The sequence below is a fragment of the Nocardia sp. NPDC005998 genome, assembly GCF_040614395.1.
In the GTDB taxonomy this organism is placed as follows: domain Bacteria; phylum Actinomycetota; class Actinomycetes; order Mycobacteriales; family Mycobacteriaceae; genus Nocardia.
The window spans coordinates 35588-54884 of sequence record NZ_JBEXUI010000013.1; the positions used below are offsets into that span (position 1 = coordinate 35588).

Annotated in this window: 22 protein-coding genes; 16 read left to right on the plus strand and 6 right to left on the minus strand. The window is 66.5% G+C overall.

Annotated elements, in window-relative coordinates:
• Nucleotides 1–19: 19 nt before the first annotated feature.
• The 3 genes from ABZ293_RS19435 to ABZ293_RS19445 all read left to right on the plus strand — a co-directional run bounded on the left by ABZ293_RS19435 (nucleotide 20) and on the right by ABZ293_RS19445 (nucleotide 3402).
• Nucleotides 20–817, plus strand: a complete 798-nt coding sequence (locus tag ABZ293_RS19435; protein ID WP_354954945.1) for an ABC transporter ATP-binding protein — start codon at nucleotides 20–22, stop codon at nucleotides 815–817.
• The gene (locus ABZ293_RS19440) at nucleotides 802–2370 is read left to right on the plus strand and encodes a hypothetical protein (RefSeq protein ID WP_355182377.1); all 1569 of its coding nucleotides are present in this window, start codon (nucleotides 802–804) and stop codon (nucleotides 2368–2370) included. The genes ABZ293_RS19435 and ABZ293_RS19440 overlap by 16 nt, the downstream gene beginning before the upstream one ends.
• A gap of 108 nt (nucleotides 2371–2478) precedes the next feature.
• Nucleotides 2479–3402, plus strand: a complete 924-nt coding sequence (locus ABZ293_RS19445; RefSeq protein ID WP_355182379.1) for a LysR family transcriptional regulator — start codon at nucleotides 2479–2481, stop codon at nucleotides 3400–3402.
• A gap of 497 nt (nucleotides 3403–3899) precedes the next feature.
• On the opposite strand, the gene ABZ293_RS19450 is transcribed toward ABZ293_RS19445, so the two are convergent.
• On the minus strand, nucleotides 3900–4712 hold the full coding sequence (locus ABZ293_RS19450; RefSeq protein ID WP_355182381.1) for a helix-turn-helix transcriptional regulator: 813 nt from the start codon (nucleotides 4710–4712) through the stop codon (nucleotides 3900–3902).
• A 133-nt stretch (nucleotides 4713–4845) separates the two neighbouring features.
• On the opposite strand from ABZ293_RS19450, the gene ABZ293_RS19455 reads away from it, so the two are divergent.
• Genes ABZ293_RS19455 through ABZ293_RS19465 form a run of 3 tightly spaced genes read left to right on the plus strand, consistent with a single transcriptional unit; the run spans nucleotide 4846 to nucleotide 6739 of the window.
• Nucleotides 4846–5289 (plus strand): hypothetical protein, encoded by a 444-nt coding sequence (locus ABZ293_RS19455; RefSeq protein WP_354954952.1) that lies wholly within the window; start codon nucleotides 4846–4848, stop codon nucleotides 5287–5289.
• Nucleotides 5286–5708 (plus strand): hypothetical protein, encoded by a 423-nt coding sequence (locus tag ABZ293_RS19460; protein WP_355182383.1) that lies wholly within the window; start codon nucleotides 5286–5288, stop codon nucleotides 5706–5708. The genes ABZ293_RS19455 and ABZ293_RS19460 overlap by 4 nt, the downstream gene beginning before the upstream one ends.
• 11 nt (nucleotides 5709–5719) lie before the next feature.
• Nucleotides 5720–6739, plus strand: coding sequence for an NAD(P)-dependent alcohol dehydrogenase (locus ABZ293_RS19465; protein WP_355182385.1), 1020 nt, complete (start codon nucleotides 5720–5722; stop codon nucleotides 6737–6739).
• 216 nt (nucleotides 6740–6955) lie between these two features.
• Here the strand turns inward: ABZ293_RS19465 and ABZ293_RS19470 are convergent, their stop codons facing one another.
• Both ABZ293_RS19470 and ABZ293_RS19475 read right to left on the minus strand, forming a co-directional pair.
• The gene (locus tag ABZ293_RS19470; protein ID WP_355182387.1) at nucleotides 6956–7180 is read right to left on the minus strand and encodes a hypothetical protein; all 225 of its coding nucleotides are present in this window, start codon (nucleotides 7178–7180) and stop codon (nucleotides 6956–6958) included.
• A gap of 35 nt (nucleotides 7181–7215) precedes the next feature.
• A complete protein-coding gene (locus ABZ293_RS19475) occupies nucleotides 7216–7998 on the minus strand; it encodes an HNH endonuclease family protein (RefSeq protein ID WP_355182389.1) in 783 nt (260 codons plus the stop codon).
• Between the two features lie 644 nt (nucleotides 7999–8642).
• Between ABZ293_RS19475 and ABZ293_RS19480 the strand changes: the two genes are divergently transcribed.
• Together ABZ293_RS19480 and ABZ293_RS19485 are read left to right on the plus strand one after the other, a co-directional pair.
• Complete coding sequence (locus ABZ293_RS19480; protein WP_355182391.1) at nucleotides 8643–9515, plus strand: haloalkane dehalogenase; 873 nt, start codon at nucleotides 8643–8645, stop codon at nucleotides 9513–9515.
• Between the two features lie 83 nt (nucleotides 9516–9598).
• Nucleotides 9599–10528, plus strand: coding sequence for an RNA polymerase sigma factor (locus tag ABZ293_RS19485; RefSeq protein ID WP_355182393.1), 930 nt, complete (start codon nucleotides 9599–9601; stop codon nucleotides 10526–10528).
• Nucleotides 10529–10844: 316 nt separating this feature from the next.
• On the opposite strand, the gene ABZ293_RS19490 is transcribed toward ABZ293_RS19485, so the two are convergent.
• Nucleotides 10845–12005: a TDT family transporter gene (locus ABZ293_RS19490; RefSeq protein ID WP_355182395.1), complete on the minus strand. Its 1161-nt coding sequence runs from the start codon at nucleotides 12003–12005 to the stop codon at nucleotides 10845–10847.
• Nucleotides 12006–12075: 70 nt separating this feature from the next.
• On the opposite strand from ABZ293_RS19490, the gene ABZ293_RS19495 reads away from it, so the two are divergent.
• The gene (locus tag ABZ293_RS19495; RefSeq protein WP_355182396.1) at nucleotides 12076–13032 is read left to right on the plus strand and encodes a LysR family transcriptional regulator; all 957 of its coding nucleotides are present in this window, start codon (nucleotides 12076–12078) and stop codon (nucleotides 13030–13032) included.
• Nucleotides 13033–13057: 25 nt separating this feature from the next.
• Here the strand turns inward: ABZ293_RS19495 and ABZ293_RS19500 are convergent, their stop codons facing one another.
• The gene (locus ABZ293_RS19500) at nucleotides 13058–13726 is read right to left on the minus strand and encodes a PhoU domain-containing protein (RefSeq protein ID WP_355182398.1); all 669 of its coding nucleotides are present in this window, start codon (nucleotides 13724–13726) and stop codon (nucleotides 13058–13060) included.
• Between ABZ293_RS19500 and ABZ293_RS19505 the strand changes: the two genes are divergently transcribed.
• The 7 genes from ABZ293_RS19505 to ABZ293_RS19535 all read left to right on the plus strand — a co-directional run bounded on the left by ABZ293_RS19505 (nucleotide 13701) and on the right by ABZ293_RS19535 (nucleotide 18456).
• Nucleotides 13701–14036: a hypothetical protein gene (locus ABZ293_RS19505; RefSeq protein WP_355182400.1), complete on the plus strand. Its 336-nt coding sequence runs from the start codon at nucleotides 13701–13703 to the stop codon at nucleotides 14034–14036. The two genes, ABZ293_RS19500 and ABZ293_RS19505, sit on opposite strands and share 26 nt — an antisense overlap.
• Nucleotides 14037–14344: 308 nt before the next feature.
• Nucleotides 14345–14740, plus strand: a complete 396-nt coding sequence (locus ABZ293_RS19510) for a nitroreductase/quinone reductase family protein (protein WP_355182402.1) — start codon at nucleotides 14345–14347, stop codon at nucleotides 14738–14740.
• 116 nt (nucleotides 14741–14856) lie between these two features.
• Nucleotides 14857–15954, plus strand: coding sequence for an ionic transporter y4hA (locus ABZ293_RS19515; RefSeq protein WP_355182404.1), 1098 nt, complete (start codon nucleotides 14857–14859; stop codon nucleotides 15952–15954).
• Nucleotides 15955–16042: 88 nt separating this feature from the next.
• On the plus strand, nucleotides 16043–16240 hold the full coding sequence (locus ABZ293_RS19520) for a hypothetical protein (protein WP_355182405.1): 198 nt from the start codon (nucleotides 16043–16045) through the stop codon (nucleotides 16238–16240).
• 156 nt (nucleotides 16241–16396) lie between these two features.
• Entirely contained in the window at nucleotides 16397–16690 is a 294-nt protein-coding gene (locus ABZ293_RS19525) for a hypothetical protein (RefSeq protein WP_355182407.1), read from the plus strand.
• A 115-nt stretch (nucleotides 16691–16805) separates the two neighbouring features.
• Nucleotides 16806–17525: a hypothetical protein gene (locus ABZ293_RS19530; protein WP_355182409.1), complete on the plus strand. Its 720-nt coding sequence runs from the start codon at nucleotides 16806–16808 to the stop codon at nucleotides 17523–17525.
• Between the two features lie 49 nt (nucleotides 17526–17574).
• Nucleotides 17575–18456 (plus strand): aminoglycoside phosphotransferase family protein, encoded by an 882-nt coding sequence (locus ABZ293_RS19535; RefSeq protein ID WP_355182411.1) that lies wholly within the window; start codon nucleotides 17575–17577, stop codon nucleotides 18454–18456.
• Nucleotides 18457–18706: 250 nt separating this feature from the next.
• Here ABZ293_RS19535 and ABZ293_RS19540 read toward each other — a convergent pair whose 3' ends face one another.
• The gene (locus ABZ293_RS19540) at nucleotides 18707–19258 is read right to left on the minus strand and encodes a TetR/AcrR family transcriptional regulator (RefSeq protein WP_354954981.1); all 552 of its coding nucleotides are present in this window, start codon (nucleotides 19256–19258) and stop codon (nucleotides 18707–18709) included.
• Nucleotides 19259–19297 lie beyond the last annotated feature (39 nt).

Sequence of the window (19297 nt, forward strand, 5' to 3'; positions counted from 1 at the left end):
CGACGGCCGCATCATCCGTATGGTGGAAGATGGGAATCGAAACTCAGGGGGGATAGTGCATACCGATCCTGCGCTGCAATTGACCGGGCTGTACAAGCGATTCGGTGGTCCGTGGGTGGTCGACAATGTCGGCCTCACAGTGCCGCCGGGCTCGTTCTTCGGGCTGGTCGGCCCGAACGGCGCTGGCAAGACGACCACCTTGTCGATGGCCTGCGGGCTATTGCGGCCCGACGGTGGACAGGCGCATATCTTCGGCGTCGATGTGTGGGCCGATCCGGTCGCCGCGAAGACACTGGCGGGTGTGCTGCCGGACGGGCTGGCACTACCGGAACGTCTGACCGGACGAGAACTGTTGACCTACACCGGCTTACTGCGCGGTCTGCCCGCGAAGACGGTTTCCGAGCGGGCCGAGGAATTGCTCGGGGTATTCGAATTGACCGGTGCCGAACGCACTCTCGTCATCGATTACTCCGCGGGCATGCGCAAGAAGATCGGGTTGGCCGCGGCGCTGTTGCACGCGCCGAAACTACTGGTGCTCGACGAACCGTTCGAGGCGGTGGATCCGGTGTCCGCGAGCACGATTCGGACCATTCTGCAGCGGTTTGTCGCGGCGGGCGGTGCGGTGGTGCTGTCGAGTCATGTGATGGCGCTGGTGGAGAACCTGTGCGACCGCGTCGCGGTGATCACCGCGGGGCGGGTGGTGGCGGTTGGCACCCTCGACGAGGTGCGCGGGGACAGCAGCCTGGAAGCGGCATTCGTGCAGTTGGTCGGCGGCCGGGTCGGCGGGGAGGACGGGCTGTCGTGGTTGGCGTCCTGATCCGGATGCGGTTGCTGCTGACCAAGCGTGCGTTGGGCAATGGCTGGCAGGGGGTCACATTCGTCAGTGGCGTTGTGATCGGTCTCGTCTTCGCCCTGGGCACGGCGGGCCTCACCGGATTCGCGGTTCGCGACGGCGATGTGGCCGGTGGCATCACCGTCGCCGCCGCCTGGTACGGCATCTGGACGCTCGGCTGGCTGTGCGGACCGGTGCTCACGGGCAGCAGTGATGAGACCGTGCAGCCCGAACAGCTGCGGCTGCTGCCGCTGAGCCATCGGCAGTTGGCCACCGGGCTTTTGGCCGCGGCCTTCGTCGGGCCAGCGCCGGTGATCAACCTGCTGGCCTTCTCCGGGCTGATCGTGCTTGCGGTGCAACTGAGTTGGGGTGCGGCCGTGGTCGCGCTGGTCGGTGTGGTGCTGCAGTTGATCTTCGTGGTGGTGCTCTCGCGCGTGGTGCTGGCGTGGATCGGCGCGGCGATGCGGTCGCGGCGGGGACGCGATCTCGGGGTGCTGCTCGCCGGTCTGGCGGGGCTGGCCTACTACCCGTTGAGCTTCCTGCTGAATCACGTGAAGGCGGTGCGGGAATCGGCACCATGGCTGGCGGATCTGCTGCGCGTCCTGCCCTCCGGCTGGGCGCCCGATGCGGTGGCCGCCGCGGCGCGTGGCGATTGGTTGTTCGCGCTGCTCGCACTCGCCGGGCTGTTCGCGCTGACGGCGGTGCTGTGGCAGGCGTGGTCGGTGCTGTTGCGGCGGCGGCTGATCGCGCCGATGGGAGCGACATCCGGTGCCGCCGGGCGGGGGATGTTGCTGGGCCGGGTGCGGCCGAGCGGGCCGGTCGGTGCGGTAGTGGTCAAGGAGTTGCGGACCTGGTCGCGCGATAGCCGACGGCGTGCGGCGCTGCTGCCGGTGTTGTTGGTCGGAGCGCTGCTGCCGGTATTTCCGGCAATACAGGGCGACAGTTCGCGTGGTGTGGTGTTCGCCGGTGTGAGTGCGGCATGGTTCGCGGGGCTGGCCGCCAATAATCTCTACGGCTACGACGGCACCGCGCTCTGGCAGACCTTGGTGACACCCGGTACGGTGCGCGCGGATGTGCGCGGACGACTGCTGGCGCTGCTGTTGGTGATCGGCCTGCCGACGCTGCTGCTCGCGGTGGTGTTGCCGGGTGCGCTCGGCCGCTGGTCGATGTACCCCTGGACGCTGTCGCTACTGTTCGTCGTGCTCGGCGTCGGTGCAGGTTCCGCGGTATTCCTCTCGGTTACCGCGCCCTATCCGCTGCCGCCGCGAACCGGAAATCCCTTCGCCTCCTCCGGAAATCCGGGCTGTGCGAAGGCTCTGGTCCAAATCAGCACCAGTTTGGGCCAACTGGTCGCAGCCATTCCCGTACTGATCGTGCTGGTCATCGGCCGAGTTTTCGACCTCACCGCTGTGCAGTGGCTGGCGCTGCCGCTGGGGATCGCGATCGGGGTCATGGGTGCGGTTCTCGGTGTTCGCCTCGCCGAGCGGCGGTTGTCGGACCGTGGGCCGGAAGTCCTCGCGGCCGTGCAGCCGCGTTGACGCTTGCGATCCGGCGGGCCGAACCGGGCACGGATTTCGGATGGTCGAGCGCGGGGCCGTGCTCGGGAACGGGCTGTTCGAACATCGGGAGAGAAATACACTTGGTGCGTGAGCAATAGGGATTCCGATGGCAATCTCGATTTGAATCAGCTGCGGACATTCCTGGCGGTGCATCGGGCGGGTTCGGTGACGGCGGGCGCTCGGCTGGTCGGGTTATCGCAGCCGACGGTGACGACTCAGTTGCAGGCGTTGGAGAAGCGGCTGGGTTATCGGTTGTTCGAGCGGCTGCCGCGCGGAGTGGTTTCGACGGCGGCGGCCGTGGAGTTGGCGGCGCGGGTGGCCGGGCCGGTGGACGCCCTCGATGGGATCGCTGGTCGTGCCGTGCCCGCCGAACCGGTGCCGCAGCCGCCGGTGCGTTTGGCCGGACCCGCCGAACTGCTTGCGGTGCAGGCACTTCCGGCGCTGGCGCGCTTGATCGCGCGCGGTGTTCGGCTGACGGTCACCGCGGGGCTGTCCGACGAACTGCTGGCCGGGCTGCGCGCCGGACACTATGACCTCATCGTGTCCACGGTGCGCCCGCGCGGCCGGGCCTTGGTCGCCGAACCGCTCGCCGATGAGGAATTCGTCCTGGTCGCCGCGCCCGAAATGGCCGAACGCATCGACACCGCACGGTTGCGCACCGAGGGCCCGGCGGTCCTGACGGGCCTACCCCTGATCAGCTACTCCGCCGACCTACCGATCCTGCGCCGCTACTGGCGACACGTATTCGGCGTCCGCCTCACCGCCGAACCCTCGGTGGTAGTCGCCGATCTGCGCGCGATCACCGCGACGGTCGCCGCGGGCGCGGGCATCAGCGTCCTCCCGCGCTATCTCTGCACCGCCGAGCTGGCCGCCGGCACCTTGGTCCCGCTACTCGAACCCGACGACCCACCGATCAATACCGGCTTCCTGGTCCGCCGCCCTGGCACCACCTCCCGCCCCCACATCGACCTGGTGTACGACCACCTGCGGGCCGCCGGGCGGAGATGGTGACCGGGTGCGTCAGGGGCGCCGTCCGAACACGCACCATTCGTGCATCGATCGATTCGATCTGTTGAGAACCTGACGCCGCATATCTGCCTGTGCTGGTTTCTGACTCGGCACACCGAGCCTGCGGCAGTGCTCGACGCGGAAGACGGATGTGGTCGCCTCTGGCGGTGGCGAGAACTCCCGCGTCCAACGTGACATCGATGCCTGACAGTGATCACGTCCGAGCCCGGATGCGCGCGAAACCGCTAGGCGACGTGCACCACAAGCCCCAGCAGCTTCTTGTTGCACACACTCACCGCGACAAATCCCGCACATCGGTTACGCATGGCGGCGCCCGCGGGCCGCTCGGTGCGCGGAGAGCGCGAAATCACTAGTCCCCCATCCAGACAGCTTGCTACTTCACCACTTCGGCTACTCGCCGAGCGTAGTCATGTGGCGTCGAATCCGGACCTTGGTGACCACCATTCGACTACCTTCGACCGCTGCCTGGACGGGAGGAGCTATCTGGACGCGGCACTGGTTTGGCGTTGGTCGGCGCGGTGGCGGAGGATTTCGGCGGTCTGGTCGTCGGCGGGGAGGAAGGCCTCGAGGTGGAGTTCGGAGAGGGTGATGTCGACGGCGGTGGCGAAGCTGGTGATCGTGGTGATCAGGCGGAGTTCGCCGTCGGGGCTGCTCAGGCGTAGGGGGACGGCGAAGCCGAGGTGGTCGGGGCCCAGGGTGGCTTCGGGGAGGTAGCTCTCGAGTTCGGCAATGAACTCGTCGAGCTGGGTGTCCGGGCTGCGCAGGGCTTTGCCACGCAGGCTTTCGGTGACGTGGCGGCCCCATTCGGGCAGGTTCTGTACGCGTCGGGCCAGCCCATCGGGATGTAGGGCCAGGCGGAGTACATTGATCGGCGCGGTGATCAGTTCCGCCGCGGCCCCTTCGGTGAGGATGTCGAAGGCGGTGTTGGCGGCGACGAGTCGGCCGTAGGGGCGGGTGACGACCGCAGGGTAGGGCAGGTGCCCGTCGAGAATGCGCTCCAGTGCGGTCCGGACCGGCCCCAATTCCGGTGTGTCCAGGTCGGATTCGGGGAATATCGGGGCGTATCCCGCGGCGAGCAGCAAAGCGTTGCGCTCGCGCAGCGACAGCCCCAGCGATTCGGCCAGCCGCACCACCATGGTGCGACCCGGCCGCGAGCGTCCCTGCTCCAGGAAGCTCAGATAGCGCTGGCTGGTGTCGGCGCGAATAGCCAGGTCGAGCTGGCTCACATGCCGTTGCGTACGCCAGTGCCGCAACTGCTGCGCGAACGGACTTGGCTCTACCACCGTGGTCATGACTCCAGTGATATCCGACCCGACGCACCCGCGCCATTCCCGACAGGGAATCAACGGGCCACCCGCGCGCTTCATCGGTGTCATTCCCTGGAGGGAATCGCGCGGCGGCGTCGTACTCGTAAAACTCTGAGCCATGAGCAAGCGATTCGATGACAACGACCTGACCGCCTTCGCCGAGCGCTACATGGCCCAGTGGAACGAGTCCGACCCGGAACTGCGCCGCAAGCTGATCCACGAGATCTGGGCCCCGTCCGGTGCGCAGACCCTGGTCGATCCGCCGCTGGAGATCCGGCAGGCGGCCGCCCAACTGAACTTCGCGGTACCCGCGCTGGAAGTGCGCGGCCACGACGCGATGCAGGCCCGGGTGACCCGCGCCTACGAGATGTTCGTCGCCTCCGGCGAATACCTCTTCGAGGTGGGCGAGCCCACCGAACTGCCCGCCGGTCTGATCGGCCTGCCATGGTCGATGGTCGCGCGCGCCGACGGCTCGATCGCGGGTGGCGGCTACGAGGTCATCGGCCTCGACGCCGACGGCCGCATCACCTCCGATCACCAGTTCATCGAGGGCGTGCGATGAGTGCGGTGCGTGCGGCCGGACTGGCGAAGACGTTGCGGTACAGCCGGATCGTGCGCACCGCGGACGGGGGCTCGCGATTCGTCGACGCCGAACTGGATTTGGCCGATCGCTCCATGGCCACGGGCGTCCCAGCGATGGCCGTTGCCGGATTGTCGTCGGCGGCGACCGTGACGTATTTGCGCAGTGCGCAATTCGATAGCGACCCGCATCCGGCTCCGGCCGAACAGTGGGTCGTTATGCTGCGCGGCCTGATCGAGGTGACGACGAGTGACGGTCGCAGGCGGCGCTTCGGCCCCGGCGATCTCGTCCATGTCGAGGACACCGACGGGCAGGGGCACGTCACCGTCGGTGTCGGTGACGCCCCCTTCGAGGCGCTGTTCGTGCCGACCACTGATTTTTCGATTGCTACCGAGAACTGAGAGAGCAGATCATGAATGCCATTGCCTACCACCTCGATCCACTGCACGGTCTGGCCGGGCTGACCGTCCGGGAGCAGGAGGTGCCGGTGCCGGGGCCGAATCAGGTGGTCATCAAGGTGCGGGCGGCCTCGGTGAACAGGCGGGATCTGATGCTGATGGACGGCATCTATCCGCTGCCCGCGACCCCGGATATCGTTCCGCTCTCCGATGGTGTGGGAGAGGTCATCGCCGTGGGCGACAATGTGACTCGCGCCGCGCTCGGCGACCGGGTCACCGCGACGTACTTCGTGCGCTTCGTCAGTGGGCCGCAGCGGCTGGCCCACGTCGCCGAACAGTACGGCGCCAACTACAACGGCATGCTCGCCACTTACGCCGTGCTCGAAGAGGATTCGGTGGTGCATGTGCCCGACCATCTCACCGATATCGAGGCGGCCACGCTTACCTGCGCGGGAGTCGTCGCCTGGGCGGCGCTGACGAAACCCGCGCCGGTCGGACCGGGTGAGACGGTGCTGACCGTGGGCACTGGCACCGTTGCGCTGTTCGCCGTGCAGTACGCGAAAATATTGGGTGCCCGGGTCATTTCGATCACCTCGGGCCCGGATAAGGCGGAGCGGTTGCACAAGCTCGGCGCGGACGAGACCGTCGACCGGAGCGAGACACCCGACTGGGACGAGAAGGTACTCGAACTCACCGATGGACACGGTGTCGAACATGTGGTGGAGGCCGTCGGGCTGCCCACCCTGTCGAAATCGGTGCGCTCGGCCGGATACAACGCGATGATCACCATGATCGGCGCATCGCAGCTGCCGAAGGGACAGCCATTGGAGAATCCGTTCGTCGGACCGTATCTCGCGATCCGCCGGATCGCGGTCGGCAGCCGCGACGATTTCGAGGCGATGAACCGGACCATCACCGAACATCGCGTGCGCCCGGTCATCGATCGGACATTTCCACTCGATCAGGCGGTGGAGGCCTACCGGTACTTCCGCGACGACAATCCGTTCGGCAAGGTCGTCATCACCATGCCCTGAATCAGGGGCAGCCGTTGAGTTCGCGTGTCATGGCGGCCTTTTCGGCCTGGGTGATCCAGGGCCGATAGGCCGCCTTGATTCGAATCTGCCCGGTCACATGGGTGTCGCAGTATTCCTTGCGAGGTGGCAGTCGGCTCGCGGCAATGGGGCACCTTGCCGAGGTGGGTTCGGTACGGCCGATCCGGAACTCCGTCCGGCGGCAATATGACTCGGCGGTCAGGCCTCGAACGGCACGATATTGCCCGCCACGTCACGGGTTCCCGCGGTGGCTTCGATGGCGGCCGCGAGTTCGGCAACCGTGGTCCAGGTGCGCGGTGGTTCGGCTTCGATATTGCCGATGGTGTACCAGGTCTCGTTGCCGCGATAGCGGACCAGACCCTTACCCGTGTCGTCGAGGGCGACATCGAGCTCGCCGGAAACCGTCCCTTCCTCTTCGGTCATGACGGCTGCCTTGGCGGAGATCTCGATGATGTCGCTTATTTGAACTCTCCTCGACGGACGCAGTCATCGACTGCGTTGCGCAGTGCGGTGTGTTCGGCGGGATCAACGGTCAGCGCGTATTTTACTTTGATCTTGACATAGTGCTCGAGATAGCCACACCGGAAGTTTCCCGGCGGCAGATAGTTCGCGGCGTCCTGATCGCCCTTGGAACGATTGGCCGACGGATCGGAGGCGATGAGATTGATGGCGTCATTGGCAATGCGGCGGCGGGTATCTTCATCGCGCTTGTCCGCACCCGAGCGCCAGGCCTCGGCCAGTGGCACGATGTGCTCGGCATCGACGGTCGCCGGATCGGTCATCCACTTGTAGGGCTTGAGTTTTCCGGTCTTCGAGTCGAGGAATCCGTACTGGTCGCGCCAGCCGCCGTCCTTGCCGACGGTGAGTTGGCAGGTCTTCGGGTCGAGTTGGACCGAGCCGGTGGCGTCGCGCAGCATCATCACATCTCGGGTGGTGCACTTGCTGTACTTCTCGAATTCGGTGCCGAATCCGTGCTCGGCCTTATTCGTATCCCAGTGTGGGAACTTCTCGCGGCTGTAGCCGTCCATCGCTGCTTCCGGCGCGTCGACCAGCTGCCCGAGCAATGCGGTGATGTCCTTACCGGAAATCGTTGCGGCGCTTGCAGCACCAGGCGCTTTGCCACCGCTCTTACCGGTCCAGTCGTCGAAGAAGGAATAGGCGACGGCGACCACAATGGCCAAGACGACGGGTGCGCAAACGGCGAGTACGCGACGCACGGGGCTGGACGACAACCACTTCACAACGATCGAACTTCCTAGCCTCGCACCGATGAATTTGTCGGGCGTCAAGCTACCGTCGGCCGCCCGTCCCGTATGTGATTGTCACGTATGACGTTCGGCACATCCAGTGGGAGAACGTTCTGTGCGGCAATGCGACTGAGCGGTTTGTGTCCGGCACACACAAAACCACCCCCGAGTCGCCGTGCCGGCGCCGACTCAGGGGTGGTCGTGTCACGAAGGAGTTGGTCCCGCTGGCGGGTGAACGGGCCGGGTGTCCAGTCCAGATGATCCGTTCGGGCAACTCCACGAGGCTGATGAGGGAAGTCTCGTCGAGTCGTCGCACCGCGGGTGACTCCTTGTGACGGTCTGTGTGCGAACTTCATTGTTCTTACGTAGATAGACAGTAGATCAATCCAAAATCCTTTGTAAACCCTTTACCTAATTCTGAGAATCTCCTGAATGCCGCGATGGGTGTTTGAAGTATGTACTACTCACATACGGAATTAGGTTTACCTGCGGTTGTGTTGAGATCCGTTCCGGGTGGGCGGCGACAGGTGGGGTCCGATGAGTGACGAGCGTCACATCGCGCGGCTGTCACAACGGGCACGGAGTGTGTGTCGAAACCGGGTGCAGGCACAGAGCAGGATCAAGGAAGGACCCGCATCATGGCTACCGTCGACGTTCTCGACTCGTTCATCAACTACACCGATACCGGTGCCGGTTCGGTACCGGTGGTGTTCCTGCACGGCAACCCCACCTCATCGCACCTGTGGCGCAATGTGCTCCCGCATGTCGCCGGGCAAACCAGGGTGCTCGCGCCGGATCTGATCGGCATGGGCGCGTCCGGGAAGCCGGACAGCGCTTACCGGCTCGAGGATCACGCCCGCTACCTGGACGCCTGGTTCGATGCACTCGGCCTCGATCAGGTCGTCATCGTGGGCCACGACTGGGGTGGCGCGCTCGGCATGCACTGGGCCGCACGGCATCCCGACCGCATTCGCGGCATCGCACTGATCGAGACATTCCTGCGGCCGATGAGCTGGGACGATCTCCCGCCGCTCGGCGCCGAACTGTTCCGCAAGTTCCGCTCGGCCGAGGGCGAGCGAATGGTGCTCGAGGAGAATATGTTCATCGAGTTCAACCTGCCGAGGGGCGTTGTCGACCTGTCGCCCGAAGATCACGATGTGTACCGCGCACCCTTCCCGACACCGGAATCGCGCAAGCCGATGCTGGCCTGGTCGCGCGAATTCCCATTGGACGGCTCGCCCGCCGATGTGGTTGCGCTGGTGCAGAACTACGACCAGTGGGCAGCCCGGAGTCCCGAGGTGCCGAAGCTGCTCATGGGGCTGGACAACGGGGTCGGGCTCGGCTCGCCCGAGGTGATCGCCTGGGCTGGCGATACTTTCGCCAGCGCCGAGGTCGTCTCGGTCGGCCAGGGCGGACACCATGCTCCGGAGGATCAGCCCGATGCGATCGGCACGGCGGTCGCGAACTGGTTGCGCGCGCATTCGCTGATGACGGCGACCGCGAGTGCGTAAGGGGGTGCGCCGCGCGGAGCACTGATCGACCGGCTCCGCGCGGGGGGCTTGCGCTCGACCGGATAGCGCCGAAGGATTGTGCGGTGGAACCCGAGCTATCGCAGTCCGAACAAGACTTCGCCGCCGATGTGACCAGGATCGGACTCGGCGATGACGTCGAGGGTGCGGTGCCGGCCGAGGTGCGGGCCCGGGAGCGGGAACTCGTCGATCGGGCCATTGCCGGTGACGGGGCCGCCATCTCGGATGTGGTGCGACACCTGCAGGATCCGCTGTATCGGCTGGCGCTGCGCATGGTGTGGCGGCCCGCGGAGGCCGAGGATGCGACGCAGGAGATCCTCTTGCGGGTGGTCGGGAATCTCGCGACCTGGCGGGGTGAGGCCAAGCTACTGACCTGGGCCTACCGGATCGGGGTCAACTATCTGCTGAATCTGAAACGGCAGACCCCGCAGGAGGCCGCGCAGCTCAGCCTCGACACATATCGGGAGGGTTTGGCAGACGGGCTGGCGGCCGAGGACTACCGCGGGCCCGAGGCCGAGGTGCTCGCGCACGAGGTGCGCCTCAATTGCAGTCAGGCCATGCTGCAGTGTCTGGCCCGCGACGAACGGGTCGCATTCGTGCTCGGTGAGGTCTTCGAGCTCAGCTCCACCGATGCGGCCTGGATTCTGGGTATCTCCGCATCCGCGTATCGGAAGCGGTTGGAGCGGGCCAAGAAACGCATCGCGACATTCTTGAATTCGACCTGCGGGGTGGCGAATCCGGAGGCGTTCTGCCGCTGTTCGCGGCGGGTGGACAAGGCGCTGGCACTCGGGCGCGTCGATCCGAAGCGGCCCGTCTTCGCCCGCCATCCGGTCAGTGCGGGCGGGCGCAATGTCAATGCGGCCGAGGAGCAGATGATCCGACTGCACGATGCCGCGGCGGTGATCCGGGTCCACCCCGATTACGCGGCGCCGCGGGCGAAGATGGACGCGATTGCCGGACTGCTGCACTCGGGGCGCTTTCCCTTGCTCGACTGAGCGGCTCACGCATTGCCGCCATCGCCGCACTGCAAGGCTGGCGACCTTCGTCGGGGCCGGATTCGCCGAGGCGGAGAACGCGGATGAGTCGGCAAAACTGGACATCCACCGAAGCCGCCGCGCCCAGCGCGCCGCCGCCGCGCACCATCGGTCCCGATCCGCTCCCCGAAGTCGGAATGCCGCCGAACTGTGGGCGCACGACGGTGGAGCCATCAGCTGGTGTACTTCAAGGCCTGACAGCGGCATGGAAATGTCCTGGGCCGGAATGCCGCCGAGGGCCCCGCGCTGGGACGGGGGCCGCGGCAGTCGTTCGTGATCAGGCGGCGGGGGTCGGTCGCAGGAGCGGACCGGTGTGGACACCGCGGATGGTGTGTGCCGCGACGACCGCCCAGGCGGCGACCAGTCCGATATAGAGGACGACCGCGGTGACGGCGAAGAGGTCGGCGCCGGTGTGGCCGTAGAGCACGGTGCTGCCGGTAATGCAGGTGCCGAGGGGGAAGGTGAAGCCCCACCAGGTCATGTTGAACTTCAATTCGCCTGCGCGGGTGGTCTTTACGATGACTGCGGCCGCCAATGCCAGCCACAGCATTGCGAAACCCCAAGTGGCGACGCCGAAGATGACCGAGAAGACGGTCAGGCCCTTGGTGTAGAGCTCGGGCAGCACGGATGGTCCGGCCTTGGCGAGAAGTCCTGCGGCGGTGACGGATTGGCCGAGCGGGCCGAGCACGATACAGAGCGTGGGAATCATGTTCGCGGGTGGGAGGTCATGGTGCACCAGGCGGGACCAGATCATGGTGATGGTGACAATGGAGGCGATCAGGCTCAGACCGAACATGGCCAGGCAGAGCAGGATCATGGTCAGTCGCAGCTGTCCCTCGGGGGCATAGGGAACCAGCAGCGCGCCCATGGCCGCGGACACCATCGGGGGCACCACGGGCATCAGCCAGCCACCGAAGGCGGCATCGGGTTCGATGCGGTGGTGGGTGAACATTCGGTAGGGGATGGCGACGGCGGTCATCAGGCCGAGTGCGGTGCCGACCGACCAGAGCACCCAGTCGACGGTGAGTGCGGCGCCGAGGCCGATCACATCGCGGCCGAGTAGCAGGGTGCCCCCGCCGACGGTCAGCAGTGCCATGGGTGGGGCGCCGTAGAAATGCGCCATGACGGGGTGGTCGCGGTGGCTCCGGGCGACCTCGGGGTAGCGCATCCGGTGCATGGCGAAGGCGACGGTCAGTACCACCAGCAGCAGTGCGGCCGACGCCCAGACGGCGGTCGCCGCGCCGCGCAGTCCCGGAAACTGCAGGGGCAGGGTGGCGGCGGCATTCGCGACGATGCCGGTGCCCATGACGGCGGCGAACCAGTTGGGGCCGAGGGCTCGCAGCGATCGGGGCTCGACGGGGCGGCGGGTGGTGTCGCGTTCGAGTTCGCCAAGGAGACGCCGCGAGCGTGCGGGGCGGAAGGTCACTGTGGCGGCCATAGATCCAGATTCGTCGGCTCGAGTGGCGCCGAGTAGCCACGGCGTTTCTATGGGTGCATAGACTCGTTCTATGCCCCTGTCTCCGCGTGTTCCGGATCTGGCCGCCCTCGACCTGTTGCTTTCGGTCATCGAACTGGGCAGCCTCGGGCGTGCGGCGCAGGCACATGGGATCAGCCAGCCGTCGGCGTCGTCACGCATCCACTATCTGGAGAAGCTGGTCGGTCTGCCGGTGCTGGAGCGCAGCACCCTCGGCTCGCGGCCGACTCCGGCCGGGGTATTGATCGCCGAATGGGCGCGCGGGGTGATCGACGCGGCCGGGCAACTGGACGCGGGCATCGACACATTGCGCGCCCAACGCGATTCCCACCTGCGCGTGGCGGCCAGCCAAACCATCGCCGAGTACCTGTTCCCCGGCTGGCTCATGACCTTGCGCGGCGCCGCACCCGATACCACCATCGCGCTGGAGTCCGGCAATTCCGTCGAGGTGGCCCAGGCGGTGCTCGATGGCAAGGATGTCATCGGCTTCGTCGAGAGCCCGGGGAACTTCCGCGGCCTCGAGAGTCATATCGTGGCCCGCGACCGGCTTGTTGTCGTGGTCGCCCCGCAGCATCGGTGGGCGCGGCGCGGTTCGGTCGAACTCGCCGACCTCGCCGCGACCCCGCTGATCCAGCGCGAGACCGGTTCGGGCACCCGCACTTGGTTCGAAAATGCTGTCGCGCAGGCCATTCCGGGGTGGAAACCCACTGTCGCGCTCGAACTCTCCTCAACCACCGCGATCAAGACCGCGGTCGCCTCCGGTGTCGGTCCTGCGGTGCTCAGCTCGCTGGCCGTAGCCGCCGAAATCGCCGCGGGCACCTTGGCGTCCCCGGCCATTACCGGCCTGGACCTGACCCGAACCCTCCGTGCGGTCTGGCCCTCCGGCCAGCGCCTCGCCGGTCCGGCCCGCGACCTCTACGCCATTGCCCGCCGCACGACTGGATCCGGACCGAGTTCCGACCCTGCGCAGACGGGATCCGCACCCGCCTAGCGTCGGATTCGGTGCGGCGGACCTGCTATTCGGCGTCGGAAGGCTGTGCGGCTGGGGGAATTCCGGTGTCAAGAAAGCGGATCAGGCGATCGATGCGGTTGGTGTGGTCGATGCAGCGCTCCAGTTTGTTACCGACCATGGCGATATCGATGGCGGCCTCGGTGGGGTGGGTGTGGGTCGGGTCGGCGAGGGCGGTATGGAGCTGCCGATGCAGCTGATCCATTGCGAGGGAACCGGATTCGGGGGTGGCTGACTCACGCCCGGTGGCAACCGTTTGGCCCGCGAGGGCGGTGTAGTGGGCGGCCAGCCGGCCCATGGCGGTGAGGATATCCATAAGATGTTGGGGTGCAACGGGTTCCGGATGATATTTGTAGACCTGATCGGCGACGCGGCTGATCAGCCAGCCGATCCGGGACAGTTCACCGGCGATCTGGATCGCGGTCACGACGTGGCGTAGATCACGCGCGACCGGCGCCTGCAGCGCGAGCAGCACCACGGTCCTGGCCTCGCAGGCCGAGTACATCTTCTGTAGCTGTTCGTCGTGCGCGAAGGCCTCGTAGGCGGCGGCGAGATCGGCGTCGCCGAGCGCAGCGGTGACGCGTTCGGCGGCATCGTGGGCGAGCCGACACATGAGCGTCAAATCATTGGTCAACGCGAGGAGCTCGCGAGTGAACTGGGTCCGCACTTGGCACATTGTCGCGCATCGCCGCGCCATCGCGTACCTGAATCTCGACTCCATCGCAACGTTGGCAGGAACGGACAGGCCACAACGCTCGGGCTGGCACCGGCAATCTGCGGGCGGTTTCCGCGCAGCGGTATTCGGCGCCGCGAACCCGGAACCGGCCTGCGACTACGACATCGCGGTCTACCTGCGCCCGAGCCGATGCACCGAGTGCGACAAGCAGTTCGGTTCCGCCGCACTCGAATTCGACGGCAACGCCGCGCCCTCCGCCGCCGTGCCCGCTCGGTCCGTAACCACCTTCGCCAGTGCCGCATCCAGCTAGCTCCTGCCTATCCAGCCCTGGCCCGGGTCTGTTGAACGTAGTCGTATGGTGGTCGCGCAGGCCGTATTCGACCGCCATATGACTGCGCTCGGCGCGCAGTCGGAGGGATGGGGCAGCAATCTAGCTGGGCGGGGCACCAGCGATCCCGTCGATGGAGCGGTGGATATTGCGGGGCGCAATTTAGGGGTATCGCATGGACGGTGCCAGCGGTGAGCAGGCAGAGCGCCACCGATGTGGCAGCGCGGGGACGCGCGGGGGTTCGCCGTTGGTTCCGACTGGTTTCGATCTCTCCGGAGTAGCGTCGCGGTATGGCGAATCTGCGGGATATGCAGCATCGGGTCGTGACGACTCTGCAGCGGCGGGTCGTGAATCCGATGATGCGGAGGTTGCCGACGCAGCAGCTGCTGGAGACCGTGGGGCGGGTGAGTGGGCAGCCACGGGTTACGCCGATCGGTGGTCGCCGGGTCGGCAACGCGTTCTGGCTCGTCTCCGAATTCGGTGAGCGCTCGCGGTACATTCGGAATATCAAGGCCGACAATCGGGTTCGAGTGCGGCTGCACGGGCGTTGGCATACCGGTACCGCGCATCTGCTGCCCGACGATGATCCGCGCGCTCGGCTGCGGGCCTTGCCCAAGGCCAATAGCACGGCCGTTCGGCTGGTCGGCACCGACTTGCTGACCGTCCGGATCGATCTCGACAACTGACCGGACTGCTGCCACAGCTCGTCGGCCCTCGCAGTATCCGGCGATAACTCCCGGACGTGCGCAAACCCGCATGCCCCTGATCACACGCGCTCGGCTGCGGACAATTTGCTGACACGATGGAAGTCATGATCCGTGCGTCGACTTCCCGCTGGACCGTATTCATCCCACTGCTGGCCGTGATCGCCCTGGCCGCCACCTGGGGGCGATCGCTGCCGGGTGTCGGTGTGGTCGTGGTGGGCATGGCCCTGGTCGGTGCGGTGCTCGCGGCGGTACATCACGCCGAGGTCGTCGCGCATCGGGTGGGACAGCCGCTCGGATCGCTGGTGCTCGCGATCGCGGTGACGGTGATCGAGGTGGGACTGATCGTCACGATCATGGTTTCCAGCGGGGAGAAGTCGGCGGCGCTGGCCCGCGATACCGTCTTCGCCGCGGTCATGATCACCTGCAACGGCATCTTCGGGCTCGCCCTGCTGGTCGGTGCGGTCCGCAGACGGGTGGCGGTTTTCAATGCCGAGGGCACCGGCGCGGCACTCGGCACGGTGGCGACCCTGTCCACACTGAGTCTGGTCCTGCCGACCTTCACCACCAGCAAGCCGGGGCCGGAATTCTCCGCCGCGCAATTGGTCTTCGCCGCGGTGGCCTCGCTGTCGTTATATGCCCTGTTCGTCATGGTGCAGACGGTGCGGCACCCGGATGATTTCCTGCCCGTCGAGGAGTCCGGCGACGGTGCGCTGGCCGAGCACGGCGAGCGGCCCGCGGTGCGCGCGAGCCTGCTCAGCTTTGCCATGATGGTGGTCGCGCTGGTCACCGTCGTCGGTCTGGCCAAGGTGGTGTCGCCATCGATCGAATCGGCGGTCGCCTCGGCGGGTCTGCCGCAGTCCGCGGTCGGTGTGGTCATCGCGCTGCTCGTGCTGCTACCGGAAACCCTGGCCGCGGTGCGTGCGGCGCGTCGCGATCAGGTCCAGATCAGCCTCAATCTCGCGCTCGGGTCCGCGATGGCGAGCATCGGTCTGACCATTCCGGCAATCGCCGTAGCAACCATCTGGCTAGACAGTCCGCTGGTGCTCGGCCTCGGTGCGACCCAGATGGTGCTGCTCGCATTGACGGTCGTTGTCGGCGTGCTGACGGTGGTGCCGGGCCGGGCGACCTTGCTCCAGGGCGGCGTCCATATGGGCCTGTTCTCGGCATTTGTGTTCCTCGCCGCTAGCCCCTAATCGCTTCAATTCGGTACTGCCGCAGGATCCCCGGGAGACCGCGCGCATTTCGAAGGTTATCGGCGGTGACGCCGCGGATCTGGACCAGGTGGATATGCTGCTGAACGGTCTGGTCACCAATTCCCAAGTGCTGCACGATATTCAGCCGGAACTGGACAATATCCTCAGCGCGGATTCGGTGCGGCAGGTCGATGCGGCCACGAATTCGATTGCCGGAGTGACGAATATCTTCGGTGCCCTCGGCCCGGTCGGCGCCTCGCTGACCTGGCTGGCGATAGCCCAGTGACGCCATGTTGCGGGCCTTCGTCCCGCTGTTCACCGGCGAGCCATTGGATATGCGGTCGTTGTCGAATATGACCATGCTCGTCGCGTTGCTGCGCGACAAGATCATTCCGTTCGCTGAGCACTCGGACCGGCCACCACGGTCGGTGCGCCTGATCTGGTGCGGTTCGGTCAGGCGCTCGACGATCTCGTCGAGGCGGTCGGTCGGCTGGTCACGGCCGGGAACAGTCCGCAGATGTACCTGGAGGGCAAGGGCCTTGTGCCGCTTATGCAACGGGTGACCGAGTGGATGGACAAGGTCGGGCCGGAGCTGAAATCGCTGATCCCCGGATTGCAGCCACTCACCGACGCGGTCACCGCCAGCGCACCGCGTATCGACCTCAGCAGCCTGATCGGCCAGGCACTGCACGAAACCGGCGATGACGCCGTCAAGGTGCGCGTCGGCGTCAAATAAGGCGTTGGCCGAAGGGAACACGCGCCGAGAAACCTGATCTTTCCTGCCGCGACTTCGGTAGCCTGCCAGCAGAGTTTTCGTGAAGGTAGTCCCTACTCGGCACGAAGGCGGTGCGATGGTGCAATTCGGCGGTGCGGCACCCGGCGGCAATCGCGGAACCGACAACACGCGTGTCCTAACCGTCGCGGCCGTCCTAGCCGCCGCACTTGCGCTGGTGGTCGCGATCGCGCTGCTGCGATCGAATCAGGATTCGGATAGCGACGTGCCGTCCTCGACCGCGAAGTCCACCTCCGCGACGGTACTGACCACCGCCCGCCCGGCCCCCGCACCCCCGATCTCACCGCCATCGAAAACCATGCAAGCGCGCAAGCGCGGTGACGATTGCTCCCACGAAAACGTCATCGCCCAATGGGACCTGCGCAACGGACTATGGGTCTGCACGCCTCTGCTGCAGGGCCCCGAGGTGCACCAGGTCGGCGACGACTGCTCCCACGACGGCATTGTGGCGCAATGGGGCAGGTCGCCGGAGGGCCACTGGACCTGTATCCCGCAGAGCCCGGCCCTGCAAGAGGTCCCCCCGGCGGCCGAGACCCCGATCCCCGCGCCGGTTCAGACGCAGCCGAACCCGGTCCCGAATCCGGCACCGATTCCAGCGCCGGTGCCGGAGAATCCGGTCCCGAATCCAGCACCGGTGCCACAGAATCCGGTCCCGAATCCAGTGCCGGTGCCAGAGAATCCGGCACCCGAACCCGCACCGGCACCCGGCCCCGCACCGATGCCGGACAATCCGTTCCCGGGTCTACCGCCGCTGCCCGTGATTCCCGGTCTGCCGTAGCCACTGGCTGCTGGGGAAAATCGTTCGACAGGGCTGAGATGCTCGATTGGTGATCGTTGTCCCCGAATTCTTCGCCGATCGTCTGATCAGGTTGGAGCCCGCGGCGCGGGCGTGGGTGGCTGGTCTGCCCGAGCTCGCGGCCCGCTACGCCGAGCGGTGGCAGCTGCGATTCGAGGGCGAGCCCATGCATGGTTACGGCGGTTTGGTACAGCCCGCTGTGCGTGCCGATGGCAGTCAGGTGGTGCTCAAACTCGGCTATCGCACCCCCGAGACCAGGGACGAACCGGTCGCACTCGCGGCCTGGCAGGGCCATGGCGCGGTGCGACTGCTCGATAGCGACGCCGAGCACGGCGCGCTGCTTCTCGAACGACTCGACCCCACCAGGTCATTGGAGTTCGAGCCCATCGACGACGCGGTGCGGATCATCTCCGTGCTGCTGCGCAGGCTCGCCATTCCGGCACCACCCGGCATCTCCCGGGACCTGCGCACCGAAGCCGAGCGTCTGGTCGAGGAACTGCCGAAGGATTGGCAGCGCTTGGGCAGCCCCTTCCCGCGCAAGTTGCTCGATGCCGCCGTCGAGGTCTGCGCACAACTCGGCCCGAGTGCGGACCGGCTCCTGGTGAACGAGGACCTGCACTATGAAAACGTCCTCGGCGGTACCCGCGAACCCTGGCTCGTGATCGACCCGCAGCCCTTGGCGGGCGATCTCGAATTCACCACCCTGTCCCTGCTCTGGAACCGCCGAACCGAATCCGGCCTCGATGACCGCTTCGCCACCGTCGTCGATATCGCCGGACTCGATCCGGACCGCGCCCGCGCCTGGACCCTGGTGCGCGCCGTGCAGAACTGGCTCTGGTTCGTCGAAGGCGAGGATACCGAGGACTTCGGCTGGCCCGCCGTCCAAGTCATCGCCCCATGGGCCATGCACTGACCTACCGGCGATGCGCAGAAAACGACTCCACGCCACCCGCCCGGCCGATGCTCCCTGGCGAAACCGCCTGCGTTCCAAGCCAACAGAGACCAGGCCACCCAACTTTTCCGCCCGTCGTACCGTACGCCGTCGCTACTGGTGAAGAAGCGTCGCCGGGTGATGCCGATGCCGCGGGAATTGCGCTGGGCGAGAGGTAGGCGATATCGCCTCGACCGAAGGTCGGAATCCGGTGGCCCGCCCCGGAAACTGGTTACGCACCGAAAGCGGGCAGCACGTAGCGCTCGACGAGCGTTCGCTCCGCGGCGGGATCGGTTGCGGGCCAGAACAATAGCGAGAGCACGACGCGGACTATCCATTGTCCGGCAATCGGATCGTCGCCGGTTCCGGTGAGTTGTGTTGCGGCGTCGGCCAATCGGGGATTGTTCGCGAGGTATTCGTCGACCTCCGCCGGGGTGGTTGCGGTCAGGAAGGCGGTGGCGACCGGGTCGGCGCGGACGGCGGTCAAGGCCGCGAGAATCGCGTGGGTGATGCGGTCCGGGCCGGTGTGGGCCGCGGCGGAGTGCCGGATGGTTTCGGCGATGCGGGCGGTGGCCCCGACCAGGACGGCATCGCGCAGTGCCGACTTGCCGCCGACGTAGCGGTAGACGGTGGCGCGGGAGCAGCCAGCCGCGGCGGCGACGTGATCGATATTCAGTCCGGCCATGCCCTTGCGTGCGATGAGGTCGGCCGCGGCGGCGTGGATGCGCTCGATCGCAAGGTCACGGCGGTGGCCGCCAGCGAGCCAATCGGGCAGACCGGTCATCGCGACCTCCTGATTCGCTGACGAAGAACTCGGGATTTT